Raw genomic sequence first — 25,279 nt, forward strand, 5'->3', positions numbered from 1 at the left:
AGAAGATCGGTCTAGCGAGGTTTTCGCAGCTCAGCGGCTATGTGTCGTGTGGTCTGCTGTGGTCTGGTGAAGTGCACCGAGTGGCCGATAGTGCCATCAGCGTGCCATCACGGCACCACCCGCGCGGCCCCCCGATCAAGGTCCGGTGCGCCCTCGGGCGCGCCCGCCGCCCAGACATGAGGCGGCCCCGGACGCGGTGATCAAAGCACCGGCCGGGGCCTTGATCCGACCCCGTGGAGGTCGAACCCAATGCAGAACCCTACGGCCCGTTGCGCCTTCCCCTGGTGCACGGGCGAGCACGACACGACGACGTTGTTCATCCGGCACCGCGCGGACGTCGGCACGACCAGCGCCCAGGGCGAGGCCCTGACGGTGTCCCTGCGCGCCGAGGAGACCCACGGAGGGGAGCCGGGTCTCTCGGCTGGCGTCGCGGTCCGGTGGCCGCACACTGCCCCCTACAGCGAGCACGGCGGCGAGGTCGATGGGCTGGACGTCACCGCGGACGAGGCCGACGCGCTCGCCGAGCTGCTGACGCGCGCGGCCGCGCGGCTCCGCGGCGACCAGGCGACCGGACTCCCGTCCGACGTCGGGCCGTACGAGGACGAGCAGCAGGCCGCCGACACCGTGCGCGAGGCGTACGGGGACGTGACCGACCTCGGCACCATGGGCCGGTTCAACAAGGCACGGCTGAACGCGGCATGCATGGCCGCCGGCGTCCGCCTCGGCGCGCACGACCGCCGCATCCTCGCGTGGCTGGCCGGGTGGGAACCGGAGACCGTCGCGGTCGTCGTCGGCCTGGTCGCCCGCGCCGGACGCGCCGCCGTCGACGGGCGTCCCGAGCAGAGCGGGGAGGACGGCCGATGACCGCGCCGCTGAACCCCGACACCGGCGGGCAGCTCGCCGGGCACCCGTTCATCGAGCGGGCCCGCCGCGCCCTCGCCGAGTCCAAGGCCACGCAACCGACTGGGAACGGCGTCGAGTCCGCCGGGTGGTGGGGGCGGCTGGAGTCCGCGCTCGAGCACGTCCTCGCCGCGATCGACGAGGGGGCCGGCCGATGAACGACCGCGATCCCGCGTTCTGGGACGCCCTCGGTGGCGCCCTGTGCCTGGTGGCCGTCGGCGTGATCGGCTACCTGCTGTACCGGATGGCGACGACGTACGTGGCCGTGCCGATCCTGTGGCCGCTCGCGGCGTCCGCCGGTGTGGTGGTCCTCAGCTTCCGCGAACTGGACTGGCGAGCCCGCCGGCGCCGCGATGCACGCGAGCTGCGCGAGCAGAAGCGCCAGGAGGCGCTGCACCCGATGCGGGACGAGAGCGCGGTGACGTTGATCCTGCACCGCGGCCCGCACGACTCCGACATGGAACGGCGGCGGATCGGCGACGCGGAGCGGGACGTCGTCGTGACCGTCTTGCACGCCCACTTCGCCGCCGGCCGCTTGGACCAGGCGGAGATGGAGGAGCGCCTCGCGCAGGCCCTCGCCGCCAAGACGCTCGGCGACCTGCGCCGCACCGTCATGGACCTCCCCAACGAGGAGGCCGGCCGATGAGGATCTCTGCGATCCGCGCGAGCACGGCCGCGGTCGTCGTCGGCATCGGCGCCATCGCCGCCTACATCTCCTACAGGCACGCGCTCGATGTGGCGCGGGCGCACGGCGAGGCGGGCAGCACCGGCCGCCTGGTCCCGCTCACCATCGACGGCCTGGTCTTCGTCGCCAGCATGGTGCTGTTGGACGCGGCCCGCCAACGCGCCCCCGTGCCGTTCCTGGCGCGTCCCGCGCTCGCCCTGGGCATCGGGGCGACGGTCGCAGTCAACGTCCTGCACGGCATCGCTCACGGCCCGGTGGGCGCGATCATCGCGGCGTGGCCGGCGGTCACGCTCGTGGTCGTCGTCGAGCTGCTGATGGGCATGATCCGGCGCGGCCGGGACGTGCCGGACGACGCGGTAGCGGCGGTTCAGCGCGACGAATTGCGTTCCTCCACCGCCGGAGGAACGCGGGCTGTACCGCTGCCGTGGTGGCCGCTGCCGGAACTGGAGACCGTACCCGTGCCTATACCCGAGCGGGACGGTCAGGCGTCCGAGGACGACGACCAGGCGCCCGGGAACGACCGGGACGGCGAGGCTGACCGCGGTCCGGACGACGAGGCGGAGGCGACCGTACCCGAGGTACCCGCCGACGTACTCGCGCGGGCTCGGGAGGAGTTCGCCGAGTACCTACAGGGCGGCCGTATTCCGGGCGTTCGGCCGATCCGCGAGGCCCTCGGCTGCGGTCAGGCCCGCGCCCAGCAGGTACGCGACTACCTCGCCGTACTCGCCACCAAGTAACGCCCCTGACCTGGCCCCGGGCGCTCATCGACCAAGACGCCGCCCGGGGCCGGGCTCCCTCACACAGAAGGAAGTTCCATCATGTCCCCTCGCAGGAGTACGCGGCGAGTACGCCGTACCCGGCGGCCGACCGTCCTGGACTTGCTGATGCTCGCGGGCATCGTCGGCGGCGGGGTGTACCTGCTGCTGACGTACCTGCTCGCCGCGCCCGTACCCGTCGCCGCGGCGGCCGGGCTGATCGGCGCCGGCTTCTACCTCGGCACCAACGTGCGGACGCCGCGGTTCCGGTCCCCGATCACCTGGAGGCGGGGCCGGTGACGATCTCGACGACTCCCCGCCCGATCCGCCGTGACCCGTCGCTGTGGCGGCGCCTGGTCGCCGTGCTGCGCGGCCTGGTCGCCGTGCTGGCCGCGGTGACCCGGACGGCCGCGGCGGCGCCGGCGGTGCTGCTGTCCGCGTTGTTCGGCACCCCGCCCGGGTGGCTGCGCAGGCTCGGGCGCCGCATCGCCGACCGGTACCGGCTCGGCTACCACCACGCCCACGACATCGACGTCGACGACTCCGAGGAGGCCCGGTGAGCAAGGACCGGATCCCCGAGCTGGCGAACATCCCGTTCACCGGCTCCAAGTCCATCACCGAGTACTCGCAGGCGGGCCGCGCGATCTGCCGTGACCTGACCATCGAGTTCGAGCTCGCCTCCGAGGAGGTGTACGCGGCGCTGGTCGGGTCGCAGAAGGGCAACCCGCTGCTGTTCGGGGTGGACGTCCGGCTCCGGGCGCGGCGCGTCAAGAAGCGTCTGCAGCGGGCCGGGGAGCACACCAAGGCCGCGGGCGCGGAGATGGTGCGGTTCCACGCGCAGTTCCGCAAGGAGTTCGCGGACGTGCTGAACCCGCCGCGCAAGCCGACCCGGATCTTCGACTTCAAGGAAGACTGATCATGTCGACGAAGCAGATCGCGCTTACCGAGGACTCGTCCTGGGAGCGGGTGAAGGCCGCGCAGGCGTCCAAGCTGATGACGCTGGCTCCGCCGTGGCTGCTCTGGCCGCTGATCGCCGGAGTCGGGACGGCGCTGCACATGCTGTTCGGTCGCGGCTCGGCGGTGGCCTGGTCGGCGATCGGGCTCACGCTCGGATCGGTGCTGCTGACCGGGGTGACGTGGCTGGTCGCACACGAACGCGGGTTCCTGGGGCGCGGGTCGGCGACCGCCACCACCGCGGCGGTGTCGATGTGGGTCACGGCGTGCTCGGTCGCGGGGTTCACCCAGCCCGTCATCTTGTGGTTCTGGGTGGCCGGTGGGCTGGTCACGGCCGCGGCGTGGAATATCCGCACGGTGATCCGCTCCAGGCAGGGCGGCCGCGGCGTCACCGACGCGCTGGCTTTCTTGTTCGACCAGAGCAAGGACAAGGCCAACCTGGACGGCGCGCGGATGGCGACGGTGAAGGCCGGGGAACGCAAGATCGAGGCGGCGATGGCGCTGCCGGCGGGTGAGAAGGTCGTCGCCGACATCCAGAAGAAGACCGAGCACATCGAGGGCGCGATGGGCCTGCCGCCGGGCACGATGACGGTCGCGCCGAACCTGGACCGGGCGGACCTGGCGCACGTCACGTTCTCCGACCCGCGGGTGATGCGGTCGCCGATCCCGTGGCCGGGCCCGTCCCGGCCAGGCGGGTCGATCGCCGAGCCGTTGCGGCCGGCGGTGTGGCAGGACGGCGAGGACGTCGAGCACATCCTCATCGGGCACCACGTCCAGGCGATGGGCAAGACCGGCGCCGGCAAGTCGATCGGCGCGGCGTGGAACTACCTGGCGGAGATCGTCACCCGCCATGACGCCGCGGTGTTCGCAGCCGACATCACCAAGGGCGACCAGAGCTTGGGGCCGCTGCGTCCCGCGCTGCATCGGTTCGAGACGACCAAGGGCGGGGTGCGGTCGCTGATCAACGACATGCACTCCCAGCTCAAGCCGCGTACCGACTGGCTGTCGGCGCGGGGGTTCGCGAACTGGGAGCCGGGGTGCGGCCTGACCTACCAGGTCGGATGGTTCGAGGAGGTCCCCGACATCTTCGACGCCCTGAGCGACAAGGACATCGAGACGTTCCTCAAGCTGCTCAAGGCGATCCGGTCCGCCGGCGGAAGCATCATCTTGTCCCTGCAGCGCTCGGACTGGACGCAGATGCCGACGATCGCGCGCGGGCAGCTGGCGAACCTGTGCTTCGGTGTCGCCAACTCCCAGGACGCGGCGTTCGGTCTCTCGGAGGCACAGGACGACGCAGGCGCCCGCCCGGAGCTGTGGGGGTCCTCCCAGCCCGGCATGGCCTACCTGGACGCCCCCAGCATCGACAGGGCCCGCATCGCGATGCCGCTGCGCACGTTCGCATGGTTGAAGCCGGACGGCGTCACGCCCGACACCGACGCGCTGAGGGCGCACGCCGAGCAGTGGCCGGCGGCGGCCAAGACCATCGACGAGTTCACCGCGGCCATCGTGTCGTCGTGGGTATCACCCCCGACCATGAAGGACAGCAGCGACGACGACCACGACGACATCGATCGCGACGACTGGTCCCCGACCGTCGACACCGAGGACCCCGACCCGGAGGTGACGGGCAGCATCGACGACCCGATCACTGACGACCCCGAGGACCAGGAGTTCACGTTCGGTCAGCCGTCCGAGCGGCTGTCCGCGGCGGAGCTGCGTACGGCGCTGCTGTCGCAGTTGGCGACGTGGCTCGACGAGGGCCGCGAGGACTTCGCTACCAAGGACCTGGCGCCGGTGTGGACGGCGGCCGGCGCGTCCCGTCAGACGGTGCAGCGGCTGTTGCGCAAGCTCCGCGATGAGGGAGTGCTCGGGTACGACGACGAGGCGCAGCGGCACACGCTGTTGCAGCGTCCGGCGCCGGTGCCCGCGTAGGCGCGCACGGCTGCGCGTGGGCTCCGCACGCACCCATGTTGATCATGCTGCAACACGGGTGCTCACGCGGGTGCAACACGGGGGTGCACGCCCGGGTGCAACACCGGGTGTGCACCCCCGTTGACCTGTGTATCCCTCCCCCGACCCCCGCCTGAGTGCAACACGACGGCGCCCCGCCGGTCACCATGGCCAGCGAGGCGCCGTTGTGCTGTGTGCGAGGCGGTCACGACTTGGGAGGCCGGCCGCCCTTCCGTGACCGCCGCTCGGCGAGTTCCTCGTCCGCGCGGGCGAGGTCGGCGCGGTCCTGGTCGTCGCCGTGGGCCTCGATGTCGGCGCGCACGTGCTCGAGCAGCCGCGCGGTCCGGTTGCTGCCGAGGCGTGTGCTGACGCGCCCGAACGCGTCCCACATCGGGCGGGGGATGCGGAACCGCGTGATGTACGTCTGGCCTTCGGCGTTGCTGGTCTCGTCGCCCATGCCGTGATCCTCTCCGTGTTCCTACGGGGATTCTGGCACAGAGTATTGCGTAGGAACACAGTTGCCCGTTACTCTGTTCCTACGCGGTTAGGGCGAGCGAACGGGAGCGGGACATGGCGAAGCGGACCACCACCACGACGGCGCACTGCCGCCGGTGCCGGGCCCTGCTCACCAACCCCGCTCGAGTCGCCGCCGGTATCGGGACCCGCTGCGAGCGCATCGAGCGCCGCGAGGACGCCGAGCGCCAGGCCCTCGCCACCGCGACCGCCGCCGCCGACGTCTCCGCTTTCAAGGACGGCGCCCGCGTCCTGGACAAGGCCGAGCAGCTCATCCTCGACGGCGCGATCATCCCGCTCCGTCACGAGGGCGCGTACCTCGCCAACGGCTCGGACGGCGTCTCGACCTACTACGTCGACACCGTCGAGCAGTCGTGCACTTGCAAGGCCGGGCAGCGCCTCAGCCGGTGCAACCACCTGATCGCGGCCAACATCCTCGACCACACCGCCGCGATCCTCGCGGCCTGACCCACGCCCCCCGCCACCACACAAGGCGGGCCCGGACGCGGTGACTGCAACACCGGCCGGGCCCTTGACCGGACGAGGAGGTCCGATCCATGACCGAGGGTACCGACGCCCCCCGAGCGGGGGACGAGCACGACCGGCGAGACCCGCTGTTCCGGCGGCTCTGCGGCTTCTACTGGCACCTGCGCGCCCAGGGCGGCGCGGCCGCCGGCGAGACCCTGCTCGACCTGCTGGAGGTCTGCAGCCCGACCGCCGAGCGCCGCGACTGGGAGCCGCTTCTGCGGACCGGGCTCGCCGACCTCGAGCGCGGCGAGTGGCGCTCTGTCCGCGAGCGGCTGTACGAGGTGGCTGCCGCCGAGGGGACCGCATCGTGAGCGCCGACCAGGCCGCGACCGAGCCGGGCGAGCAGACGATCGCCGAGCAGCTCGAGCAGATCCACCTCACCCTCCGAGACGTCGTCCAGGTGCTGCGGTTGCAGACCGAGCTGCTGACCTGCGACCCGGTGCCCGCGGCCGCCACCGAGGCGCCCTCGGTCCCGGCCCCACGGGGCCGCCGCCGTCACCTGTACGCGGTCCCCGACCTCGCCCCGGAGGCCGGGCGCCTCGCACGCTGAGCCCCCAGCGGCCTCGCAACCCTCCAGCAGGAAGGCCCGCACCATCGCCACGGGTGCGGGCCTTCCGCGGGCCTGAGAACGAGACTGGGCCCCGCCCCCAGGAAGGTAGGGGCGAGGCCCGGTGCATCGCGCGTCCAGCCTAGACCGGCTCGGCGCCGTGCCGTGCGGCGATCTCGTTGATCCTCTCGGCCGCCTTGAAGTCCAGCTCGGTCACCACGTCCCCAGAGGTGTGCGTGGTCATCGAGAAGTGCAGCCGGTCCCACCGGATATCGATGTCGGGCCGGTGCTCCAGCTCGATCGCCGCGGCGGCGACCTCGGCCACGATCCGCATCGCGACGTCGTACTCGACCGCGAACGTGCGGTGTATCTCGGCGGTGTCCCCAGACCATCCGGTGTCGGTGAGGCGTCCGGCGACCTGCTCGGCGGTGAGGGGCGTCCTGAGCGTCACGTGAGTCATCCTCCAAGGGGAGCGAGCATCTCCGAGAGCAGCCGGCCGGGCCGCTCCCTCGCCCACGGTCTCATGCGCGCTTGCAGGCCCTGCAGCTCGCGTCGCATCCGTACCGAGCCGGTCGCCTCGGCCGCCTGGACGACCTCCCCGGCGATCGTCACGGCGCGTTCGGGTTCCCGGGCGAGGGCGTACGCCTGCGCCTGCCGGGCCTGAAACACCCCGACGTCGCGGCGCGCGCCGGCGGCCGCCAGCTCCGGCATGATCCTTTCCCAGATCGTGAGCGCGTCCTCGGCCCGGCCGAGCCGTACGAGGCAGGTCGCGCGCTGGATATCGATGTAGTGCGGAGTCAGGCACGCCGTGCCCCACGGATAGTCGTCGTCCACCTGGTCGACCAGGGCGCCGGCCTCGTCCAGCAGCCGGGCGCACTCGTCCGCCGCGTCGTCGTCAGCGACCAGGGAAGCGCCGTGCGCGGCCTGCTGCAGCGCCAACACCCGAACCTTGGGCGTGAGGGCGTCCTGGTGGACCAGGGCGGCGCCGGCGAGGTCCTGGACGCCGGGCCCGTCGAGGAGATCGGCGTGCAGCATCGCCTTGTTGTGCAGCGCGAACGCCACAAGCTGGGGATCATGCGAGCGGTGCGCGCGCTCGAGCATCAGGTCGTGCCAGTACACCGACCGGTTGATGTCGCCGCCGTCTTGATAGAGCCAGCCGAGGAACGCGGCGTACCCGGCCGCCAGCGACCACAGCCGCGGCCGCACTGTCCCGCGCGCGGTGTTCGCCAGGTCGCACAGCAGGTCGTACTGGGCGAGCGCGGTGGGGATGAGGCGGAGCGGCCCGAGGTAGCGATCGGCGCGGTAGTGGCCGGCGAGCTGCTCGGCGAAGTAGTCCGCCAGCTCGGGCGCGACCGGTCCGGCGGGCCGCCGAGGCACAGCCACCCCGGCGGCCGCGGTGAGCAGCAGGGCATCACGGCGGGCGATGTCGGCGCCCGTCTCGCTCCCGAACAGGTCGGCCTCGGTCTTGCCGGTGACGCGGGCGTACAGCGGCCGGTAGATCGGGCCGGGGATGCAGTCGCCGCGCTCCCACTGCTGGATCATCTTGGCCAGGCTCGTCACGGCGGGCAGACCGTCTGCGTCCGGGCCGGCGGCGCCGCGCAGCAGGATCGCCCACTTCGCACGCGAGTACCTCGCGCGGCCGTACTTGTCTCGCGGTTCCTCGCGCAGCCTGCGCAGCCGCGCACCGATCGCGACCGCGACCGGGTTCCTCTCGGCGGTGGACATGCGCGATGCACCCTTCGCCCGGACATGGGAAGAAGCGCCTTCCCGCGACTTCCCCTCACTCCCCAGTCTCCCCCTCCCGGTGTGGCGCCTGCCACAGATTCACTAGGCGTGACCGCGTAAGTGCATCGCAGCAGCGGAGACGACATGGACACCGACCAGGCGGCGCCCGCCACCCCGCCGAGCGCCGAGCAGATGGGGCAGATACTCCTCGCCGGTCTACGCCAGGACTTCCCGGGGTGGACGTTCACGTTCGCGCCGCGCAACCCGCACCCGTGGGTGGCCAAGCGGAAGCTGCCGGTCAAGGACCTCGGCGGGGCGTGGGCGATCCGCGCCAAGGACGGCGAGATCCTCCGCGAGCTGGTCGACGCGGCGATCAGCTCCGACGCCAAGCTCAACAGGGTGCGGCCATGACCCTCGGGCCGTTCGAGGACACCGCGGCGTTCAGCGCCGAACCGATCCACCAGGCCGAGACACGACGGTTCCGCGAGCGGTACGGCGTCGTCGCGTGGTTCGGGCACTTCACCCGGAACTGGTGGGCGCTGGTCGACTGCCGCACGCTGGTGGAGGGGACGACGCCGGAACGGCTCGGCGAGGCCATCATCGCGGCACGCCGGCGGGCAGCATGACCGCCGCTGAGGACGTCAGCGACCTGGTCGCCGCGATGCGCCGGGAGTTCCCGGGCTGGACGATCGTCGAGGTCGGCGGCCGATGGTTCGCCGCCCGCGGCATGCTCAACGGCGAGCAGCTCCCGCGCGGGACCCTCGAGGCCGGTTCCCCGGCCGAGCTGTACCTGCTGCTCGACAAGAGGCGCTCATGACCAAGGTCGGACGGTTCGCCCTCGCCGAGGACGGCGGCCTGTGGTTCCTGCTCGACTCGGACAAGCGGATCGTCGGGACGCTCGTCCCGCAGCTGGACGGGTCATGGCGGTGCCGCGTCCCGGATGGCGGTGTGACGACCGTGACGGTCCCGGACGACGTCGCCGAGGACGAGCGGCCGGTGTACGTGGCTCGGCAGGTGGTTGAGCCGTAGAAGCTGGGCGGCCTGGCCGGGACACCCCCGAGGCCGGCCGGGTCGTCCACCGCGGTTCCGGGTCTGCGCGCGGCGGCCCGGGACCGCGGGACCAAGACGCCGCGGCCTCGGGGAGGCGCTCTTGGCGGGGTGACTCCCAGGGCCGCGGCCCGAAGACGCGAGGCGGACCGGAAGGCTCTTGGCGGGGTCGCCCGGTCCGCCTTGCCCTCGTCGTGGTGACCGGTCTCGGTCGCGGTGTGCACCGCAGGGCAGGCCGGTCCGTCTACCCGCCATGCCGCCCTACGTTCCTCCGCCCCAGCCGGTCATCCCTCCGACGGGAGAACAGCGCCTACGGGCCCTCGTCCTGATCGCGGTCGCCGCGGTCGTGGTGACGGTCCTGATGGTCGTGTACGCGGTGTGGAGCTCGAGCCGGTCCTCGCCCGGGACGTCGGTCCCACCGGCGCCGGTGGCGACCATCGAGTCCTCGGCGTCGCCGGAGCCCTCGGGCAGCGAGGTCGACGTCCCCGATCTGCCGGGGGACGGGCACCGGCACCACTGGCACCGGCCGCACCTGCCGTAGCCCCCGGGGCGACGGACTCGCTGTCCTCGTCAGCTGCGTGCGGACCTCCGTCGCTCCCGATACGGTCCCGCTCATGAAATGGGCAGACGAGGTCACCCTCGCCGCTTCGTGTGCGGCCGCGGCCTTCGCCGCTCCTACCCTCTGGCTCACCTGGCTCGCGCATCGTCGCGCCCGCGAACGTTCCGACGTGCAATGGCAGGTGCAACGCGTCGAGGAGGGCGTTTTCGACGTGGTGAACCTCGGACGCGATCCGGCGTTCAAGGTGGCCGTCGAGATGTGGACCGAGACCGAGATCGAGTCGACCGACGCTGACAAGGTCGAGCCGAAGACGTCCGTGCGCGTGCGGCTGCCTCGCCGGGCTGGCGGAGAGTATGCGCCGGTCGACCTGCCGCGGAGCATGTTCGATGAGGTCCCGGACGAGCCGCCGGAGTTTCCCGATGTCCTCAGCGGGGGCAGCATGGCCAAGCAGGCGATGGAGGGCTGGCGGCGCGCGAAGGCCGCGAAGGACGAGGCCCACGCAATGCACGCTGCGCTCGAGCAGGACGCTAGAGAGAAGCAAGTTCAGGTGCGGATCACCTGGCGGTCCAAGCTCGGCGTGTGGAGCGAGCACACCGAGCAAACGGGCTGAATCGCTCCCTATCTGAACCGCTTTGACACTGCGGTACCCACTCCTCCGACCTGCGGTTATGTGGGCCCGTTACTCGCAAATGGCACATCGGCGGAGCAGCGGCGAACGGCCGTCCGCACACCCTCGGCAGGACGCGACGCTAACGACTCGGCGCCGGTACGTTCCGGCCCATGACTCAGAACGAGACGTGTCCGGCGTGCGGGGAACCGCAGCAGCCGACCAGCTTCCGCAACGTCCCCGCCCACCAGTCCGCCGCTCCGGTGAAGCGGATCCCGCTCACCTCCGACTGTCGGAACCGCTGCTCAAGCACGCTAACGCCTGACGAGTGGAACGCCGCCGTCAACCGGCGCGCAGCCCAGCAGCGCGGCGAGAGCTGAGACCCACCGCCCGCCGGCGGCCGTCCTGCCCGGGTAGCGGCCGCCGGCGGGCGCCTATTCGTGCCAGGGGCCGCCGACGCGGTCACCGGTCCTCGGCCTGGCCCGCACAGACGCGCGGTGCCGGTCGCCCTGGCCGAACGCCGCCTCATACAGCTCGTCCTCACTCAGCTCCGTGACCGGCCTGTGCGTCGCGGCGGCCACTGCGCGGGCCTGCCGCTCGGCGGCGACCTGCCGGTTCTCCGCGGCGACGGAGGCTCCCGCCATCGCCCACGACTGGACGGACATCGAGAAGTCGACGTAACCCGTGGCGCCGGTGAACTCGTGGCCGACGTTCGCGGCCTCGGGATCCTCGCGCGCACCCGCGAGCAGGAACCGCGCCTGGTCGAGCGTGGGCGCCTCGGCGATCGCGGGACGGCACCACCACGGCACCGACGCCAGCTCGGCCGGGTCCATCCCGGACGCGGTGACGTTCGGGAGCGTCCCGCCGCCGGCGCCGCCGGGGAACAGTTGCGGCGGCGGGCCCGCGGCCGCGGCCTCCCGATACGCCGAGGGCATCTCGCGCAGCAGGTCGGCGGCCGGGCCGGTGGGGCTGGCCGCGGCATGCGCCGGCCTGGCGGATGCGGCGCGCGGCGTGGTGGCCTTCGCGGTGATCTGGTCTTCAAGACGCTGCTCGTATGCCGGGTCGCTCATGCACTTGCGGACGGCCTCGGTCCGCTCAGCCTCGGTCAGCACTCCTGCTTGCAGCGCCCTGCCGATCACGTTGTACGCCATGGGTTTCGTCTCCTGCTCTCCGGTGAGCGGCGTGGGCCAGGACCTCACCTCGTTCGATCTGCCAGCGTCCTGCGGACTTGTGGGCGGCCAAGGTTCCCTGCTCGCACATCCGGCGGACCATTCGTGCGGAGACGCCGAGGACCTCGGCCGCCCCAGCCGCATGGACGCACTCGAACCCTGCCGAACCGGGGGCGTCGGAGGGTGGCGGGGTTCCGGTCACGGAACCTCCACCAGGGGGAAAGGGTTCCGTGAAGGTGCGGCGGAGGCGGGCGAGGTCGCCGGAGCGGGCGCGGGCGTCGGCGCGCCACAGCAGTTCGAGCGCGATGGCGACCAGTTCGTCACCGCGTCCGGTGAGGTAGGAGCCGCCGCCGGGGAGCGGGACCCGTAGCGGGTCCCGCGTGCCGGTCACCGGTGACCCTCGAGCGGGATCACCGCGTGCGGCTTGGGCGTCACCCCGATACAGGTGTTCATCGGGTCGCGCAGCTCGGCCAACGTCCGCCACCGCGTGCAGTGCGGGCACAACAGGCGACCGTCTGAGGACTCGCCGACCAGCCGCCCGGGGACCAGCACCCGACCCCACGGCGGGACGGTGGGGAACCGGTCACCGACCCGGACGCGCCGCACCACCTGGACGGCGCCGACCTGCGCGACCTGCCCGGCCGCATCGAGCGCGACCGGCTCGCCGTCGATGTTCCGCCCGACCCACCGCACGGGCGGCGCGGCATCACCGCGGCGTACACCGGTCGACAGCCGGGCCGCCGGCGCCGGGTTCTGCGACACCTCCGGCGGGTTCTGCGACACCTGCCGGGAGTTGTGCGACACGTCCACGAGGATGCGGCGGGCGGTGTCCTTGCTGACCGCGGTCCGCTCGGCGATCTCGCGCAGCGACGCGCCCGTGGTGCCGAGCTGCAGGACGGCGGCGCGCTGCTTGTCGGTCACGTTCGACGGGCGCCCCATCACGCGGCCTCGCTATCGGCGCGGTCCTGCAGCATCAGCGCGAACCCGAACGCTCCTGTCATCCGGTCGACGGCGGACGGCGTCAACACGGTCACCCGCTGCACGAACCACCACATGCGAGCCAGCTCGACCGCGACCGCGGCGAGGTCGGACGGGCCCAAATGGCTCAGGACGGATGCGGCCGCGGACTCGGACGTGAGGTGGTCCGGCGTATTGCGGGCCGCGTCGATGGCGGCCAGGGCGAGCGCTTGATGGTCGAGCCGGCTGAGTGCAGGGGCCGCGGGTTCCGTGCGGCCGCGGAGAGCACGCAACGCGGCGCGGACGCGGGCGGCGAGAGGCGATGAGATCACGGGTCACTCCTTCGATGTGGGACGGAGACGGGTCCACCGGGGCGACGACCAACCCGCGTCCGGGACGGCCTCGGCGAGCAGCCGCTCCCGTTCGTCCTGCGTCAGCTCGAGCGCGTACGCAAGCGCATCGGCGAGGGCATGGCTCGGCGCGCGGCGGCCGGCCTCGAGGTTCGCCAGGTGTGGGCGGCCCGATCCGACAGCGGCCGCCAGGCGCCGTTGGGACAGGCCCGCCCGGCGTCGCCAGATGCGCAGGGAGGCAGCCAGCTCGGCGGAGACGACGCGGCGGACGCGTCTCGGGTACCGGGGGTTTCCATGACCTGGGCGGATTTCGACAGCTTCCATGACGTGTATCCCGCGGGGTTCTGAGACGGGGCCTGTGTTGCCTCGTGGTGGGTTGCCATAGGTCGGGGTGCTGGTGGGGGTTTCCATGAGGTGGGTGTCGCAGAACTCGCTATGCGGCGTCGTCGGTGGGTGGGGTGGTGGCATGGGGTGGGTGGCTTTCGTCCGGGTCCTGGGTGGTCTGGTCGCGGAGTCGGGCGAGCTTGGCGCGGTGCCGGGCCCGCATGCCGGCCTTCCTGCGCTTGTGGTGTCGGAGGGCGCGGGCCTGCCGGTTGGCGCGCTGCTGGCGGGCCTCGGCGAGGCGTGCGGCGAGGCGCTCGTCAACGGCGGCCCGGAGATCGCGCTCCATCTCGTCACCGGTCATGGTCGGCACCCGCCTGTCCTACGTACTGGCAGTCGCGGCAGGCGCCGGCCTGGTAGGTCAGGGCGCCGCACACGATGGTGAGCGGGTAGATCGGATCGTCGTGCGCCGGTCCGGCGGTGACCTTTCCGCACCCGTCGCAGGTGCGGTCGGTGTCGGAGTCGGGCGGGATGGCGAGCAGGTGGCCGCAGGCGCCGCAGACCACCAGGCCGGGCCGCCAGGCGGCGGCGAACACTGGACGGGGCCGTAGCGGGTGGGGTGCGTGCATACAGGTGTCTGCGCTGCCGGCGTGCCAGCGGACGAGGGTGTCGGTGATGCCGAGGCGGATCCATGCGGGGTGGTCGGCGGTGGGGATGGGGGCGTGTCTGGTGAGGACGCCGGCGGCGGTTGCGGCGGCGAGACTCTGGCGTGTGTGGGTGGCGGCGGCGTCGAGCTGGTCGCGGAACCCGGTGGGGAGGGCGGCGCGGAGCGCGGCGGCCTGGTCGGGGGTGAGGTCGCACAGCAGCTCGTCGAGCTGGAGGGCGATCCGTCCAGTGTTCATGATCTCGTGGTCCTCTGCTTGTCGGACAAGTTGTGGCCGGAGAGAGCGGGCCTGGCCGGCGTGTACCGGCCGGGCCCGCTCGGGTTTCAGGTAGCGGTTAGGTCGCGGCGCAGGCCGCGGAACGGCCGGACGAAGCGGGTCCCGTCCTCGCGTTCGACGAGGGCGTTGCGGGGTGCACCGGGCGGGGCGGTGTGCCAGCAGAGCCACGCGGGCACCGGGACGGCAGGGTTCCGCTTGGACGGCAGGGCGAACTTCACCAGGACGCGTACGGGCTGCCCGCGCAACAGGTATCGGGCGGGCATCACAGCGCCCCCACCAGCTCGACGAACTCGCGGTAGGTCAGGGCGCGCGTGCGGGTGAGCAGGGCCTTGGCGACGACCTGAATCGCTCGGATGCGGGTAGGTGTCGCGAACCTTCGGTCAATGTCGGCGATCGTGGCGCCGAGGTCCACGCCGGGTAGTTGCTCGACGAGGGCGGCGGCCTTCAGGAAGTCGCTGCACCCGCTGGGCTGGGTGAGCACGTCCCCGATCGGCTTCCCGCCGATCGCCGACTCCAGGAGTGGGCCGGCCAGCAGGACGTAGACCATGGCGAGCTGTCCGGGGACGGTGACGCCGTAGGTGAGGGCGTTGGCCTTGTCCGTGCGGGGGTTCATGGTGATGTAGCGGAACCGGCCGCCGACGCAGTGGGCCATGACTCCGTGCGCGGCCTCGTGGTGAGTGCGCTCTTCGATGGTCGGCATCGATACCTTTCCCTCCAGGCCGGGCGCGGTAGGGACGCGCCCGGCCGTCGTGCTGTCGGTGTTCACGGGCGGGGACTAGATGAGAGCCGTCTGCGCGGGTTCGCCGGCGAACAGCAGGTCGTGTCCGGCGACGCCGTACCGGTCGCATGCCTCCAGGTAGGCGGTGCGGTCGGCGTGAGTCTTGCGCTTCTTGGCCGCGTACTTGGACGCTGCCTTGAACCAGCGCCCGAGCCGCATCACCTCGTCGAAGTAGGCCGCGTACTTGGTCTTGCTCCAGTCCTTCGGCGGGAGGGTCTCGACGGCGCCGAGCCGCCCGCGGTAGCTGACCGGCTCGTCCGGGTGCCCGTACTTGGCGCGGATGGCGAGGTAGGTGTCTTCGTAGATGGTGCGCAGGTCGTTGTCGGGCATGGTCACTCCTTGATGTCGTGGTTGGTGATCGTGATCGAGGTGACCCGGTCGGCGAGGGCCTTGAACTCGGCGCCGGCGAGCCAGCGGCGCATCGCGGGCCAGTCGCGCACCTCCACGAGGCCGGGCAGCAGTTGCCCGCGCAGGTGGACGGTCGCGCTCAGGTTGTTGATGAGGTCTCCGGTCTCCGGATCACGCTTCGGCATGGTCGGCCTCCCCCTGCTTGATGCGGGTCATCTCGGCCGTCCTCAGGTCGCTGAGCTCGGCGGCGAGGCGGTAGATGTCACCTGCGTGCGGGCTGTCGACCGGCAGGGCGTCGAGGGCGTGACGGACGGCGTTCGTGGCGGCGAAGAGCGAGAAGCGCGGCTCGCTCCGGCTGCAAGGGCGGTGCGTGCCGCGGTCGAGCTGCCCGAGTTCGCGGCGGACGCTCTCGTATCGCCGGATCTCCTTGGCGGTCTCGGTGCGCTGCCGGCCGGGGCGCCGCAGCGAGGCGTTCCGGTGGGCGGCGATGACCTCGGTCAGGTCGGTACGCATGTGCGGGTAGGCGGTGTTCCACAGGTCGGTGAGGTACTGCGCTGCAGCCTCGCTGAGGTGCGGCGAGCCAGCTTGGATCGTGTTGACGGTGATCACAGAGCCCCCTGCGTGTAGGTCTCGGGTTCGTATCCGAGGTTGGATGCGCGCTGGTAGTGGCCCTGCCAGGCCAGCGTCACGGTCGCGGTCGGGCCGTTGCGGTGCTTGGCCACGATCAGGTCGATCTCGCCCGCCCGCGGAGACTCCTTGTCGTAGGCGTCCTCCCGGTGAAGCAGGATCACGATGTCCGCGTCCTGTTCCACGGCACCGCTTTCGCGTAGGTCGGCCAGCAGCGGCTTCTTGTCGTTGCGGTTCTCCACGCCCCGGTTGAGCTGCGACCCGACGACCACCGGGACGGTGAACTCCTTGGCCAGCAGCTTCAGCGACCGGGCGAGCATGGACACCTCGATCTGCCGGTTCTCCGTCCGCTTCCCGGACGTCATCAGCTGCAGGTAGTCGACGACCAGCAGCGCAGCCGGGGCGCCGGCCCGGCGCATCGCCCGGAGCTTGGTCCGCAGCTGAGTGATGCCCGTGCCGGGGTCGTCGTCGAGCAGCAGCGTCCGGCTGGCGCCCAGCTTGGGCATGACCTCGGCGAAGCGTCTCCAGTCGTCCTCGTCCAGGCCGCGGGTACGGAGCTTGTGCAGGCTGATCTTCGCGGCGCGGGACACGATCCGGTCCATGAGTTCCTGGTGGCTCATCTCCAGCGACGCGAACAGCACAGGCAGGCCGTTCTTGATGGCGGCGTGGTAGGCGGCGTTCAGCATCACCACGGACTTCCCCATCCCGGGACGGGCGCCGATCACGGCCATCTGTCCGGGTCGGAGACCACCGCCGAGCAGCGAGTCCAGATCCGTCCAGCCGGTCTCGAGGCAGGCGTCGCCCGAGCCGTTCTCGAGGTGGTCGAGGTAGTCGCTGATGAGCTCGGAAACGGGCCGGGCGGTGGTCGATGTGGTGTCGCGGGTCGCCTCCTCCAGCGTCTTGTTCGCCAGGTCGGCGGCGTCGTCGGCGTCGGTCACAGTGCGGGCGATCTGCACGATCCGGGTGCCGGTCTGCGCCAGCAGGGCGAGCCTTCCCCAGGTCTCCACGGTGCGGGCGTAGTGGCTGGCGCTGTGGCCGACGGGCACCGTGGACACCAGGGTGTGCAGATAGGAGGCGCCGCGGTCGGCGCTTTCACCGACCTTCATGAGCTCGCCGCGCTTGTCCAGCTCGCCGCCGACGGCAAAGACGTCGGTGGGGTCGCCGCGGCCGTACAGGTCCAGGATCGCGTTATAGATCATCTGGTGGCCGGGCCGATAGAAGTGCTTCGGGCGAAGCCCGGTCTCAAGGACGTCGGCGATCACGTCCTGCGCGAGCATCATCCCGCCGAGCACGCCCTTCTCGGCGGCCAGATCGTGACGGGGGGGCCGGTAGTCGGACGGGTCGCTGAGGTCGTCGTCGACCAGTTGCTCGGTCACCGGGTCCTCCTGCGGTCCGGGCCGGCGAAGTCGACCCTGGTCGCGCCGCCGGTCAGGCGGGAGCCGATCCGTTCGCCGTACGCGGTCTCGAGCGACTGCAGGTTGTAGGTGACCACCGTCGGGCGGGCGTGCGCCCACCGTTCATCGACCACCTTGTGCAGGCACTTGCGCTCCCACTCGTTCACCTGCGCGGCGCCGAGGTCGTCCAGGATCAGCAGCGGGACGTCCCGCCACCGCCGGAGCGCGTCGCGGTCGGCCTGGACGGTCGGCGGGTCGATGACTTCCTGCCAGTCGGCCGGGCTTACGAACTCCCACCTCTTGCGCCAGAAGACGGCGGCGCGCTCGAGCGCTTCCCATGCCGACCACGTCTTGCCGGTGCCGACTTCGCCGCGCAGCAGCAGGTTCTCGGCGCTGCCCTGGGCGAGCCGGTCGACCCACGCGGCGACTTTGGGGTGAAGAACGCCGGGCGTCCGCAACCGTTCCGGGCGGGCGCGGCGGACAGCGGCGACGCGCGCCTCGCGCTGGTCGCGTTCGTGCTCGCGGTCGGCTTCGTCGTCGAACGTGGTCACAGCGGGTCGTCCTCTCGGTAGGAGCCACGCGGCGGCACCTGGGAGCCTGTGCCGGGCGCGTAGCGCGGGTCATGGCGCGGCGGCGTGGGCTCGTCGCGCCAGCACTCTCCGTCGAGCCAGTTGGCGGGTTTCATGGCGTAGCCGCGGAGGACCTTGGGGTCGTCGCAGTAGCGCTTGGCGGCGGCGAGGAGGGTGGCCGGGTCTGTCTTCTGCACGGCCTTGGCGTACGCCTTCAGGGCGGTGGCGCGGGCCTGGCGCAGGGGATAGGCGGCGTACCAGTCGGCGAAGTCGGGGTGTTCCTGGCCCGGACGGCGTCGCGGCTCACCCACCCCTTCATCCTGCGTCGCGGGGGGCGTAGGGGGGTGGTGTTGTTCCTTGGGTTGTAGGTCTTCTTTGGGTGGCATCCATGCAAGGGGTCCCCCGGCATCCATGCCAGGGGTCAAGGGGGCTTCCATGCCACCCCTTGCATCCATGCCACCCCTTGCATCCATGCCAGGGGTCGCCTTCTTCCCCGACGGGTTCTTGGACCCCTTGCGCGGCTTCGGGCCCCTCAGATGCATCGGCAGGTCGTACACAGGCGGCCGCTGGCCGGCCGGTACTCCGTGCTGCGCGGGCAGCGTCTGGTCGCCGAGCAGCAGCAGGCCGAGATCGCGCAGCCGCTTGACGTCCCGCCGGGCCTGGTCCGGGGACTTGCCGGTCTTCTCGGCGATGGTTGGCATCGACTGATAAGAGCCGCGCCCGTGCCGGTCGCAGCGCCGGGCGATCACGACCAGGGTCGCCATGAGGTCGGCAGGGACGGGGGCGTCGTCGATCACCCAGGCCACCGCGGGCACGCTGACCCACGGCGCGTCGCCGTACCTGTCCTCCACGTGCGTTGCCTCTCGTGTAAGTGCGCTGCGCGGCGATGAACGCCGCTGGTCAGACTGTGGACCGGCAGGCCCGTTAGCGTCGCGGGCTGGCCCGCGCCCCGGGCGCTGGCGGGGTCACGCGCTCTCCCGGAAGTAGTGGCGGGCGCGAAAGATGAGCCGCCGCGGGGACGGGTGCCGGACCGCCTCGGCGTCGATCGCCTTGTCGACTTCCTGGTGCAGGTGCGCGCGGAGCAGCTCGAGGCGCTCGGCGAGGTCGGCCGGGTCTCCGCCGACCTCTGCGACGGCGGCCTGCTGGACGAGGGCGGCCAGCTCGACGGCGAACCGGGCGAGGCCAGCGCTGTAGCGGTTCCACGTGGGGCTGCCGTGCGGGCCGGGGGGTTCGGCTAGCATCAGGATCACTTCCTGCTCCTGGTGGGGGCTGGGTCGGGGTCGCTGGCGGCGACCTGAGTGTTCGAGCGGCTTCCGGGCGGGCTGGCCTGGGAGCCGCTTCGCTGTTCAGGGCGCATCGCTGATCACCACGTCGACCAGGCGGCCGCAGCTGCCGCGCCGTGCGCTGAGGAGCGCGTCGGGGTCGCGGGTCCGGTCGAGGTGGATCCCGTCGCAGTGCGGGCACTCGTACATGAACCACGTCTGCGTGCGGCGGCCGACCAGCTGAAGCGGCGTCGCCACGGCGCGGGGCGCGGTCACGCCCCTTCTCCGTACAAGAGCCTGATCAAGTCCTGCGTCGGAATCTTGATCTTCCGGCCGATCCGAAGGACCCGAGTGAGCTGCCACTCGCCGCGCCGGATCCGCTCGTAGACCGTCCATTCGCTGACGTCAACGACCGATGCCGTGGTCGACACGTCCGTCACGGGGCCGAGTGCTTCCAGCGCCTCGAGCGTCCAGGCCGCCTTGGGCTTCTCCTCTGAGCGCCCAGACTGAACGGCTTCCTCGCTCATCCGGCGTCCTTGGCTGCCGCCGCGAGCGTGCGCTCGAGCGACTCTAGGACGGCCGCATAGCGAAGCGCTGCGGCGCCGCGGGGGGTGCGGTTCCCGTTCTCCCACTGCGCGACGGTGGGCTGTGCAACGCCGACCGCCTTGGCGATCTCGCCTTGCGTTAGTTCGGCGGCGACGCGTGTCTGCCGGGCTCGTCCGCTCGCCGCCGCCGCGCGGACGTAGTGGAGCCGCTTGAGATCTCTGATCTCCATGGGACGTAACGCTACAACACAATTCCAGTTTTGTAGCACTAACTCGTAGAGCTAGATGTAGGGTCGCTAGTGCTTCAACTGCTTGACGGCCTTATAGCGCCATGATTACGTTCGGTAGGTGACAGAGGAGATGCAGGAGCCCAGTGATCACGCCTTCCAGGTCACCTACGAGGTAGACGAGACCAGGCATGCGCGGGTCAGAGTGAAGCTGGGGTTCGCGTCGATGCTCGATGTGGACTATCAGTCCGTCACCGTCGAAGACCCACGCCTTCCCTTCCGCGTGGAAGGGGAGGTCAGGGATGGCCGGCTCATCCACCTGAGGTATGCGGCACGTCCGAAGATCGGCGTCGAAGAGTTGGACCGGATCCTCTGGAGGGTCGTGGACGCCGTTCGGGAGGACAAGCCGACGCCCGAGGTGCCGCAGGGGGATGGCATCACCCAAAAGCTGATCAAGGCTGTTCCTGCAGTATCGATCATCAAACGATGGGCCGCGGTCGGCCATGAGTTCCAAGAGGCGCTACGGCGGTACGCGCAAGGTCTTGGAGAAGAGATCATTCCGGAGATGGTGCAGTCCGCACCTCCAGAGCTGCTCGACGATCTTGCCCGGCTGCATGCGAGTCAGGAAGACGCCTTGCGCAGCACGCTTGAGACCCTGACCAACTTCCACACCAGCCAGACGGGCCAGCGAGCCAGAGGAGAGGAGGCCGAGGAACTACTCAACCGCGTGGTCGCCGAGTACAAGGACGCTGTCGCACGGGGAGTACGAGCTCCGAGAGCTGTTGTTGCCGAGCGTCTGAAGTACCACCCTGCCCACGTCGGGCGCCTCCTGGGCAAAGCGCGCGAGCGAGGGATGCTGCCGCCGGCCAAGCCCCGCGGACGTCGGAAGACTGAGCAGCAGCTGAGAGACGAGGAGCGATGAAGCCGTACAAGGCGTGTTCCTGCCGGGACCCCGAGACCGGGAAGCCGCTCTACAGCAAGTGCCCTGACCTCGCTAAGCGTCATCACGGTAAGTGGTACGCCCGCTATGAGGCGCCGCGCACCGCGGACGGGAAGCGCCGCCAGCCGCGCATCGGTCCGTTCGAGACCGAGAAGGAGTGCAAGGCCGCGCTGGCTGAGGTCCTCGGACAGGTTGGGAAGACCGGCCATGTCGACGACCGCAAGATGACGACCGGCACCTACCTGGACAAGCGGCACGAATGGCGCGTGTCCGAGGCCGAGACTGGCGGTGGTCTGAAACGCTCCACCCTCGCGACCGACCGCGAGATCATCGATCTGTACCTCAAGCCGGGCCTCGGCCATGTGAAGCTGGTGGACCTGCGTGACCACCACATCCGCGACCTGTACACCGCGATGCGGCAGATCAACCGTGACGCCGAGGGCAAGCAGCTGTCCGAGATGCTGCGCCGGCTGCTCGAGGCCCGCGCCGTCAAGCACGGAACGCGCTACTCCAATCGACCCGTCTCGGAGTCGCGGATCAAGCGCGTACACATCGTGCTGAACGCCGCGCTCAACGATGCCGTGATGGTGTCCAAGCTGCTGTTGGCCAACCCGGCCGCCGGAGTGTTCCGCAGCAAGGGCGGCGCCGGCCGGAAGGGCAAGGCGAAGCCGCTGCTGTGGACGCCCGAGCGCGTCGCGCACTGGGAGAAGACGGAGAAGATCCCCGCCCGGGTGATGGTGTGGACTGCCGCGCAGTGCGGCGCGTTCCTGGACTTCGCCGAGGCTGACCGCCTGTACCCGCTGTGGCACCTCGGCGCGTACTGGGGCATGCGCCGCGGTGAGATGGTCGGCCTGGACTGGCCCGACGTCAGCCTCGAGCGGCGCCGCCTGCACGTGCTGCAGGCTCAGCCCGATGACGAGCTGGACGACGTGAAGTCCGAGGACTCCGCCCGCATCGTCGTGTTCGACGAGGCCACCGCCGACGTCCTGAAGGTCTGGCGCAAGCAGCAGCTCGAGGAGCGCGTCGCGTGGGGCGAGGCGTGGACGGACTCCGGCCGGGTGTTCACCCGCGAGGACGGCCAGGCGCTCCGGCCGGAGTCGGTGTCGCAGCACTTCGCCCGGCTCATCCGCCGGTACAACGCCATCCGGAAGCACCACGCGGACGGCTGGACGCGCGAGCAGATCGTGAAGCGGTCGCGCGTCACCGAGCACGAGGTAGAGGTGGCGCTCGCCGGGCCGGCGCTTCCGCCCGTCCGGCTCCACGACCTGCGGCACGGGTCGGCGACGATGCTGCTCGCCGCAGGCGTCGACATGAAGGTGGTGTCGGAGATCCTCGGGCACGCGTCCGCGGCGTTCACCTCCGACGTGTACGCGGTGGTGGCCGAGGAACTCGCCGAGGACGCGGCGGCGAAGATCGCGGCGTTCGTGCCGCGCCGGAACCGGGCGTAGGCGGATGGTGCCATCAATGTGCCAACGAGGCCCGGTGATGATCTCCCGGAACGACGAACGCGCCTCCCGGCCGGTGTGTTTCGGCTGGTCAGCGCGTTCCGATCTCGGCGCCCCCGGCAGGATTCGAACCTGCGGCACCCGCTTTAGGAGAGCGGTGCTCTATCCCCTGAGCTACGGAGGCGTGTCGTCGCTTGCCGGAAGAGCGTAGCGGACGGCACCTACAGGGTAGGGGAAGGGGCGCACTGAGCGCTCCCCGTTATAGGGGGGCGGGGTGCTCGTGAGAGTGCCGGAAGGCCGTGGGAGACGGGGCGCGTGCGCTCTAGGCCGGGTGGGCCCGGTGTGGGTACGCTTCGGTGCCGTGACGGGTCGGCATCGCGGGCGGCCGAGGGACCGGGAGACCGGCGAGGCCGCGGAGGAGCGCGCGCCTCGGCTGAGCCGGAGGCGGGGCGCGGTGATCGCGGGGGCCTTCCTGCTGCCCGTCGTGCTGGCGACCGTGGTGGCGTTCGCGTTACGCGAGGAGCCCGTGGACGGGCCGGACGGCGCGGCCACGCCGACCCCGAAGGCCGCGCGGGTCTCGCCCTCGGCCGAGCCGACGTTCGGGCAGTACGTGCCGCCGGCGAGCAGGCCGCAGGCCGAGACGAAGGCGCCCGCGCGGGCCGCCAGGCCGTCGGCGGAGCCGAGCAGGAGGCCGTCGCCGGCGCCGACGCGGCCGCCGGAGTCGCGGCCGCCCTGCCCGTGGTCGGATGTGCCGTTCTTCGACCGGTGGTGCCATCGTCATCGTCACATGGGCCGCTGAGCCGGTTACGCCCAGTTCACCGGTGAACCTGTAGTAGCGTGCTGCCGCTGTTCGCATTCGGGCATCAGGAGGAAAACCACCGTGCCGAACCCCCGGTCGGCTGCGCTGGCCGCGGCCGTCCTGGTGATGGCGACGCTAGTGCCGCAGGGTGCCGGCAGGGCGGCCGAAGGCGGGGACGACGTGAAGTCCCTGCGCGAGGCCGCCGCGAAGGCCCGCGACGAACTCGAGTCGGCCACCAAGGAGATGGAGGGCCGCAAGAAGGACCTCGCGGCCTCGCAGAGCAAGCTCAAGGCGACGCTGAAGGACCTCGCGGACGCCGAGGCGCAGCTCAACCAGATCCGGCAGCCGCTGGCGCGGCTGGCGAACTCCTCCTACCAGCAGCCCGGCGCCGCCGGGTCGATGGCGGTGTTCGGCGGCGGGAACCCCGAGGAGGCGCTGCGCGCCACCGCCGACGTGAGCATGCTCGCCCGCTCGCAGCAGGAGCTTGTGGACCGTGCCGACGCGCTGCAGCGGCGCAAGCAGCAGCTGGCGTCCACCGCGCAGGACCTGCAGTCGCGCAACGCGATCGCGCAGACGCGCGTCCAGCAGGACATCGACGGGCTCAAGCAGCGGTCCGCGCAGCTCACCGACCAGCTGAGCGCGATGCTCAAGAAGCTGCCAGAGGGCAAGCGGCTGGAGCTCGGGTGCGACAAGAGCCTTGCCGCCGACGCCAAGAAGTTCCCCAACGGGCTGATCCCGCAGAAGTACCTGTGCCCGCTGCCCCAGAAGGGCCGCGAGCTGCGCGCGGACGCGGCGCTGGCCTTCTACAAGCTGAACGCCGCGTACAAGCGCCAGTTCGGCCGCGACATGTGCCTGACGGACTCCTACCGGAGCCTGGCCGAGCAGCAGTCCGTCTACGCCAGGCGGCCGGGCTTCGCGGCCGTGCCCGGAACCAGCAACCACGGCAAGGGGCAGGCCATCGACGTCTGCGGCGGCGTGCAGAACCAGGGCTCGGTGCAGTTCAACTGGCTGAAGGCCAACTCGAAGAAGTACGGGTGGTTCCACCCGGCGTGGGCCTACAGCAACCCGTTCGAGCCCTGGCACTGGGAGTACGGCACCGAGAGCGAGTACTGACCCGTCACGACGGCATCTGCGTGAGCGGGACGATCTCGGAGGTGCAGAACTGGCAGCGCCGCGCCTTGATGGGGATCTCGGCGAGGCACTCGGGGCACTCGCGCTCGGTGGCCTCCTTCCCGCGGTCCATCCGCTCGATCAGCTTCGTGGTCGGCAGTACGACGAGGAAGTACACGACCACCGAGGTGATGACGAACGCGATCGCCGAGGTGACGAAGACGCCGTAGGGGAACTTCGTGCCGTCGATCGTCACCGACAGCCGGGTGTAGTCGGGCTTGCCGCCGAGCAGCGCGATCAGCGGGGTGATGAAGGAGTTCGCGAAGTCCTTGACCAGCGAGGCGAACGCGGCTCCGACGACGAACGCGACGGCGAGGTCGACGAGGTTTCCGCGGAAGAGGAATTTCTTGAATCCGCTCATGTGCAACTCCCGGGGGTCGGTGGGGCGCGTCCCGTCGGACGCCTTCCCTGACGGCGATCGGCTCTGGGCGCGCGGGAAGGGGGGTGCGGCCGGTCCGCGCCGAGTTTGCCCCGATTGGACGGTTTCTTAACTCCCGCATGCGCATTGTCATCCATGCTCGGCCCGGTGCGCGCCGAGCCGGAACGGCTACGGATGGTAATGAAAGCTCACCCCTTGCGCCAAGTCGGTTGCCGCCGAGCAAAGGTGTCGGCGAGTAACAGTGTCGGCGAGTAACAGTGTCGGCGGACGAAGGTGTCGGCGGACGGG

General features: G+C 71.1%; 45 protein-coding genes and 1 tRNA gene. 22 read left to right on the plus strand and 24 right to left on the minus strand.

Translation table 11 applies throughout. The features are described 5' to 3' along the window. Nucleotides 1-249: 249 nt before the first annotated feature. From QP089_RS14355 to QP089_RS14390, 8 genes are all read left to right on the plus strand, one after another. Entirely contained in the window at nucleotides 250-864 is a 615-nt protein-coding gene (locus QP089_RS14355; RefSeq protein ID WP_285912072.1) for a DUF6907 domain-containing protein, read from the plus strand. Beyond that, on the plus strand, nucleotides 861-1,058 hold the full coding sequence (locus QP089_RS14360) for a hypothetical protein (protein WP_285912073.1): 198 nt from the start codon (nucleotides 861-863) through the stop codon (nucleotides 1,056-1,058). The genes QP089_RS14355 and QP089_RS14360 overlap by 4 nt, the downstream gene beginning before the upstream one ends. Then, complete coding sequence (locus tag QP089_RS14365; RefSeq protein WP_285912074.1) at nucleotides 1,055-1,546, plus strand: DUF1707 SHOCT-like domain-containing protein; 492 nt, start codon at nucleotides 1,055-1,057, stop codon at nucleotides 1,544-1,546. The genes QP089_RS14360 and QP089_RS14365 overlap by 4 nt, the downstream gene beginning before the upstream one ends. Further along, complete coding sequence (locus QP089_RS14370) at nucleotides 1,543-2,322, plus strand: DUF2637 domain-containing protein (RefSeq protein WP_285912075.1); 780 nt, start codon at nucleotides 1,543-1,545, stop codon at nucleotides 2,320-2,322. Before QP089_RS14365 ends, QP089_RS14370 begins: the two co-directional genes overlap by 4 nt. A 141-nt stretch (nucleotides 2,323-2,463) precedes the next feature. Continuing rightward, nucleotides 2,464-2,640 (plus strand): hypothetical protein, encoded by a 177-nt coding sequence (locus tag QP089_RS14375; protein ID WP_285912076.1) that lies wholly within the window; start codon nucleotides 2,464-2,466, stop codon nucleotides 2,638-2,640. After that, nucleotides 2,637-2,900, plus strand: coding sequence for a hypothetical protein (locus tag QP089_RS14380; protein WP_285912077.1), 264 nt, complete (start codon nucleotides 2,637-2,639; stop codon nucleotides 2,898-2,900). Before QP089_RS14375 ends, QP089_RS14380 begins: the two co-directional genes overlap by 4 nt. Beyond that, the gene (locus tag QP089_RS14385; protein ID WP_285912078.1) at nucleotides 2,897-3,256 is read left to right on the plus strand and encodes a TraA-like protein; all 360 of its coding nucleotides are present in this window, start codon (nucleotides 2,897-2,899) and stop codon (nucleotides 3,254-3,256) included. Before QP089_RS14380 ends, QP089_RS14385 begins: the two co-directional genes overlap by 4 nt. A 2-nt stretch (nucleotides 3,257-3,258) precedes the next feature. Next, on the plus strand, nucleotides 3,259-5,226 hold the full coding sequence (locus QP089_RS14390) for a helix-turn-helix domain-containing protein (protein WP_285912079.1): 1,968 nt from the start codon (nucleotides 3,259-3,261) through the stop codon (nucleotides 5,224-5,226). Between the two features lie 223 nt (nucleotides 5,227-5,449). On the opposite strand, the gene QP089_RS14395 is transcribed toward QP089_RS14390, so the two are convergent. After that, a complete protein-coding gene (locus QP089_RS14395) occupies nucleotides 5,450-5,701 on the minus strand; it encodes a hypothetical protein (protein WP_285911577.1) in 252 nt (83 codons plus the stop codon). A 113-nt stretch (nucleotides 5,702-5,814) separates the two neighbouring features. Here QP089_RS14395 and QP089_RS14400 point away from each other — a divergent pair, with 113 nt between their 5' ends. The 3 genes from QP089_RS14400 (at nucleotide 5,815) to QP089_RS14410 (ending at nucleotide 6,835) form a co-directional block, all read left to right on the plus strand. Further along, nucleotides 5,815-6,225, plus strand: a complete 411-nt coding sequence (locus QP089_RS14400; protein WP_285912080.1) for a hypothetical protein — start codon at nucleotides 5,815-5,817, stop codon at nucleotides 6,223-6,225. 89 nt (nucleotides 6,226-6,314) lie between these two features. Then, on the plus strand, nucleotides 6,315-6,596 hold the full coding sequence (locus tag QP089_RS14405; protein WP_285912081.1) for a hypothetical protein: 282 nt from the start codon (nucleotides 6,315-6,317) through the stop codon (nucleotides 6,594-6,596). Next, nucleotides 6,593-6,835, plus strand: coding sequence for a hypothetical protein (locus QP089_RS14410; RefSeq protein WP_285912082.1), 243 nt, complete (start codon nucleotides 6,593-6,595; stop codon nucleotides 6,833-6,835). Before QP089_RS14405 ends, QP089_RS14410 begins: the two co-directional genes overlap by 4 nt. A 139-nt stretch (nucleotides 6,836-6,974) precedes the next feature. On the opposite strand, the gene QP089_RS14415 is transcribed toward QP089_RS14410, so the two are convergent. Continuing rightward, nucleotides 6,975-7,283 carry a 4a-hydroxytetrahydrobiopterin dehydratase gene (locus QP089_RS14415; RefSeq protein WP_285912083.1) on the minus strand — a complete coding sequence of 103 codons (309 nt, stop codon included), beginning with the start codon at nucleotides 7,281-7,283 and terminating at the stop codon, nucleotides 6,975-6,977. A gap of 5 nt (nucleotides 7,284-7,288) precedes the next feature. Beyond that, entirely contained in the window at nucleotides 7,289-8,557 is a 1,269-nt protein-coding gene (locus QP089_RS14420) for an NsdA family TPR-like regulatory protein (RefSeq protein ID WP_285912084.1), read from the minus strand. Between the two features lie 144 nt (nucleotides 8,558-8,701). Here QP089_RS14420 and QP089_RS14425 point away from each other — a divergent pair, with 144 nt between their 5' ends. The 7 genes from QP089_RS14425 to QP089_RS14455 all read left to right on the plus strand — a co-directional run bounded on the left by QP089_RS14425 (nucleotide 8,702) and on the right by QP089_RS14455 (nucleotide 11,150). Next, complete coding sequence (locus QP089_RS14425; RefSeq protein WP_285912085.1) at nucleotides 8,702-8,968, plus strand: hypothetical protein; 267 nt, start codon at nucleotides 8,702-8,704, stop codon at nucleotides 8,966-8,968. Next, entirely contained in the window at nucleotides 8,965-9,183 is a 219-nt protein-coding gene (locus tag QP089_RS14430) for a hypothetical protein (RefSeq protein WP_285912086.1), read from the plus strand. Before QP089_RS14425 ends, QP089_RS14430 begins: the two co-directional genes overlap by 4 nt. Continuing rightward, the gene (locus tag QP089_RS14435) at nucleotides 9,180-9,374 is read left to right on the plus strand and encodes a hypothetical protein (RefSeq protein ID WP_285912087.1); all 195 of its coding nucleotides are present in this window, start codon (nucleotides 9,180-9,182) and stop codon (nucleotides 9,372-9,374) included. Before QP089_RS14430 ends, QP089_RS14435 begins: the two co-directional genes overlap by 4 nt. Beyond that, nucleotides 9,371-9,586: a hypothetical protein gene (locus QP089_RS14440; protein ID WP_285912088.1), complete on the plus strand. Its 216-nt coding sequence runs from the start codon at nucleotides 9,371-9,373 to the stop codon at nucleotides 9,584-9,586. The genes QP089_RS14435 and QP089_RS14440 overlap by 4 nt, the downstream gene beginning before the upstream one ends. A 271-nt stretch (nucleotides 9,587-9,857) precedes the next feature. Then, nucleotides 9,858-10,145: a hypothetical protein gene (locus QP089_RS14445; protein ID WP_285912089.1), complete on the plus strand. Its 288-nt coding sequence runs from the start codon at nucleotides 9,858-9,860 to the stop codon at nucleotides 10,143-10,145. 73 nt (nucleotides 10,146-10,218) lie between these two features. Then, entirely contained in the window at nucleotides 10,219-10,773 is a 555-nt protein-coding gene (locus QP089_RS14450; RefSeq protein WP_285912090.1) for a hypothetical protein, read from the plus strand. 170 nt (nucleotides 10,774-10,943) lie between these two features. After that, nucleotides 10,944-11,150 carry a hypothetical protein gene (locus tag QP089_RS14455; protein ID WP_285912091.1) on the plus strand — a complete coding sequence of 69 codons (207 nt, stop codon included), beginning with the start codon at nucleotides 10,944-10,946 and terminating at the stop codon, nucleotides 11,148-11,150. Between the two features lie 54 nt (nucleotides 11,151-11,204). Here the strand turns inward: QP089_RS14455 and QP089_RS14460 are convergent, their stop codons facing one another. The 19 genes from QP089_RS14460 to QP089_RS14540 form a co-directional block, all read right to left on the minus strand. Then, a complete protein-coding gene (locus QP089_RS14460) occupies nucleotides 11,205-11,921 on the minus strand; it encodes a hypothetical protein (protein WP_285912092.1) in 717 nt (238 codons plus the stop codon). Beyond that, nucleotides 11,866-12,441, minus strand: a complete 576-nt coding sequence (locus tag QP089_RS48795) for a helix-turn-helix domain-containing protein (RefSeq protein ID WP_353070583.1) — start codon at nucleotides 12,439-12,441, stop codon at nucleotides 11,866-11,868. Before QP089_RS48795 ends, QP089_RS14460 begins: the two co-directional genes overlap by 56 nt. Then, nucleotides 12,327-12,878, minus strand: a complete 552-nt coding sequence (locus QP089_RS14465) for a hypothetical protein (RefSeq protein WP_353070584.1) — start codon at nucleotides 12,876-12,878, stop codon at nucleotides 12,327-12,329. The genes QP089_RS48795 and QP089_RS14465 overlap by 115 nt, the downstream gene beginning before the upstream one ends. Further along, on the minus strand, nucleotides 12,878-13,228 hold the full coding sequence (locus QP089_RS14470; RefSeq protein WP_285912094.1) for a hypothetical protein: 351 nt from the start codon (nucleotides 13,226-13,228) through the stop codon (nucleotides 12,878-12,880). Before QP089_RS14470 ends, QP089_RS14465 begins: the two co-directional genes overlap by 1 nt. Nucleotides 13,229-13,231: 3 nt before the next feature. Continuing rightward, the gene (locus QP089_RS48800) at nucleotides 13,232-13,714 is read right to left on the minus strand and encodes a helix-turn-helix transcriptional regulator (protein WP_353070585.1); all 483 of its coding nucleotides are present in this window, start codon (nucleotides 13,712-13,714) and stop codon (nucleotides 13,232-13,234) included. Further along, nucleotides 13,680-13,931: a hypothetical protein gene (locus QP089_RS14475; protein WP_285912095.1), complete on the minus strand. Its 252-nt coding sequence runs from the start codon at nucleotides 13,929-13,931 to the stop codon at nucleotides 13,680-13,682. Before QP089_RS14475 ends, QP089_RS48800 begins: the two co-directional genes overlap by 35 nt. After that, nucleotides 13,921-14,469 (minus strand): hypothetical protein, encoded by a 549-nt coding sequence (locus QP089_RS14480; protein WP_285912096.1) that lies wholly within the window; start codon nucleotides 14,467-14,469, stop codon nucleotides 13,921-13,923. Before QP089_RS14480 ends, QP089_RS14475 begins: the two co-directional genes overlap by 11 nt. An 86-nt stretch (nucleotides 14,470-14,555) precedes the next feature. Then, entirely contained in the window at nucleotides 14,556-14,771 is a 216-nt protein-coding gene (locus tag QP089_RS14485; protein ID WP_285912097.1) for a hypothetical protein, read from the minus strand. Then, nucleotides 14,771-15,208 (minus strand): M50 family metallopeptidase, encoded by a 438-nt coding sequence (locus tag QP089_RS14490; protein ID WP_285912098.1) that lies wholly within the window; start codon nucleotides 15,206-15,208, stop codon nucleotides 14,771-14,773. The genes QP089_RS14485 and QP089_RS14490 overlap by 1 nt, the downstream gene beginning before the upstream one ends. Before the next feature lie 75 nt (nucleotides 15,209-15,283). Further along, nucleotides 15,284-15,616: a hypothetical protein gene (locus QP089_RS14495; RefSeq protein WP_285912099.1), complete on the minus strand. Its 333-nt coding sequence runs from the start codon at nucleotides 15,614-15,616 to the stop codon at nucleotides 15,284-15,286. A gap of 2 nt (nucleotides 15,617-15,618) precedes the next feature. Continuing rightward, the gene (locus QP089_RS14500) at nucleotides 15,619-15,819 is read right to left on the minus strand and encodes a hypothetical protein (protein ID WP_285912100.1); all 201 of its coding nucleotides are present in this window, start codon (nucleotides 15,817-15,819) and stop codon (nucleotides 15,619-15,621) included. Next, nucleotides 15,806-16,243 carry a hypothetical protein gene (locus QP089_RS14505; protein ID WP_285912101.1) on the minus strand — a complete coding sequence of 146 codons (438 nt, stop codon included), beginning with the start codon at nucleotides 16,241-16,243 and terminating at the stop codon, nucleotides 15,806-15,808. The genes QP089_RS14500 and QP089_RS14505 overlap by 14 nt, the downstream gene beginning before the upstream one ends. Further along, nucleotides 16,240-17,637, minus strand: coding sequence for a replicative DNA helicase (gene dnaB, locus QP089_RS14510; RefSeq protein ID WP_285912102.1), 1,398 nt, complete (start codon nucleotides 17,635-17,637; stop codon nucleotides 16,240-16,242). The genes QP089_RS14505 and dnaB overlap by 4 nt, the downstream gene beginning before the upstream one ends. Next, on the minus strand, nucleotides 17,634-18,206 hold the full coding sequence (locus tag QP089_RS14515; protein ID WP_285912103.1) for an ATP-binding protein: 573 nt from the start codon (nucleotides 18,204-18,206) through the stop codon (nucleotides 17,634-17,636). The genes dnaB and QP089_RS14515 overlap by 4 nt, the downstream gene beginning before the upstream one ends. Then, nucleotides 18,203-19,075 carry an LvrA C-terminal domain-related protein gene (locus tag QP089_RS14520; RefSeq protein WP_285912104.1) on the minus strand — a complete coding sequence of 291 codons (873 nt, stop codon included), beginning with the start codon at nucleotides 19,073-19,075 and terminating at the stop codon, nucleotides 18,203-18,205. Before QP089_RS14520 ends, QP089_RS14515 begins: the two co-directional genes overlap by 4 nt. 114 nt (nucleotides 19,076-19,189) lie before the next feature. Beyond that, nucleotides 19,190-19,474 (minus strand): hypothetical protein, encoded by a 285-nt coding sequence (locus tag QP089_RS14525; protein WP_285912105.1) that lies wholly within the window; start codon nucleotides 19,472-19,474, stop codon nucleotides 19,190-19,192. Between the two features lie 96 nt (nucleotides 19,475-19,570). Then, nucleotides 19,571-19,762, minus strand: coding sequence for a hypothetical protein (locus tag QP089_RS14530; protein WP_285912106.1), 192 nt, complete (start codon nucleotides 19,760-19,762; stop codon nucleotides 19,571-19,573). Then, a complete protein-coding gene (locus QP089_RS14535; protein ID WP_285912107.1) occupies nucleotides 19,759-20,013 on the minus strand; it encodes a hypothetical protein in 255 nt (84 codons plus the stop codon). The genes QP089_RS14530 and QP089_RS14535 overlap by 4 nt, the downstream gene beginning before the upstream one ends. Then, nucleotides 20,010-20,261, minus strand: a complete 252-nt coding sequence (locus tag QP089_RS14540) for a helix-turn-helix transcriptional regulator (protein ID WP_285912108.1) — start codon at nucleotides 20,259-20,261, stop codon at nucleotides 20,010-20,012. The genes QP089_RS14535 and QP089_RS14540 overlap by 4 nt, the downstream gene beginning before the upstream one ends. Before the next feature lie 118 nt (nucleotides 20,262-20,379). Between QP089_RS14540 and QP089_RS14545 the strand changes: the two genes are divergently transcribed. Then, nucleotides 20,380-21,180 (plus strand): hypothetical protein, encoded by an 801-nt coding sequence (locus QP089_RS14545; RefSeq protein WP_285912109.1) that lies wholly within the window; start codon nucleotides 20,380-20,382, stop codon nucleotides 21,178-21,180. Next, nucleotides 21,177-22,646, plus strand: a complete 1,470-nt coding sequence (locus tag QP089_RS14550; protein ID WP_285912110.1) for a site-specific integrase — start codon at nucleotides 21,177-21,179, stop codon at nucleotides 22,644-22,646. Before QP089_RS14545 ends, QP089_RS14550 begins: the two co-directional genes overlap by 4 nt. Nucleotides 22,647-22,754: 108 nt before the next feature. Here the strand turns inward: QP089_RS14550 and QP089_RS14555 are convergent. Next, nucleotides 22,755-22,827 (minus strand) — tRNA-Arg (locus tag QP089_RS14555). 177 nt (nucleotides 22,828-23,004) lie between these two features. Between QP089_RS14555 and QP089_RS14560 the strand changes: the two genes are divergently transcribed. After that, the gene (locus QP089_RS14560; RefSeq protein ID WP_285912111.1) at nucleotides 23,005-23,442 is read left to right on the plus strand and encodes a hypothetical protein; all 438 of its coding nucleotides are present in this window, start codon (nucleotides 23,005-23,007) and stop codon (nucleotides 23,440-23,442) included. 81 nt (nucleotides 23,443-23,523) lie between these two features. Further along, the gene (locus QP089_RS14565; protein ID WP_285912112.1) at nucleotides 23,524-24,555 is read left to right on the plus strand and encodes a D-alanyl-D-alanine carboxypeptidase family protein; all 1,032 of its coding nucleotides are present in this window, start codon (nucleotides 23,524-23,526) and stop codon (nucleotides 24,553-24,555) included. Nucleotides 24,556-24,559: 4 nt separating this feature from the next. Here QP089_RS14565 and mscL read toward each other — a convergent pair whose 3' ends face one another. Further along, the gene (mscL, locus tag QP089_RS14570) at nucleotides 24,560-24,973 is read right to left on the minus strand and encodes a large conductance mechanosensitive channel protein MscL (RefSeq protein WP_285912113.1); all 414 of its coding nucleotides are present in this window, start codon (nucleotides 24,971-24,973) and stop codon (nucleotides 24,560-24,562) included. Nucleotides 24,974-25,279: the final 306 nt, after the last annotated feature.

Origin of the sequence: Actinomadura opuntiae (assembly GCF_030283205.1) — a bacterium.
GTDB lineage: Bacteria > Actinomycetota > Actinomycetes > Streptosporangiales > Streptosporangiaceae > Spirillospora.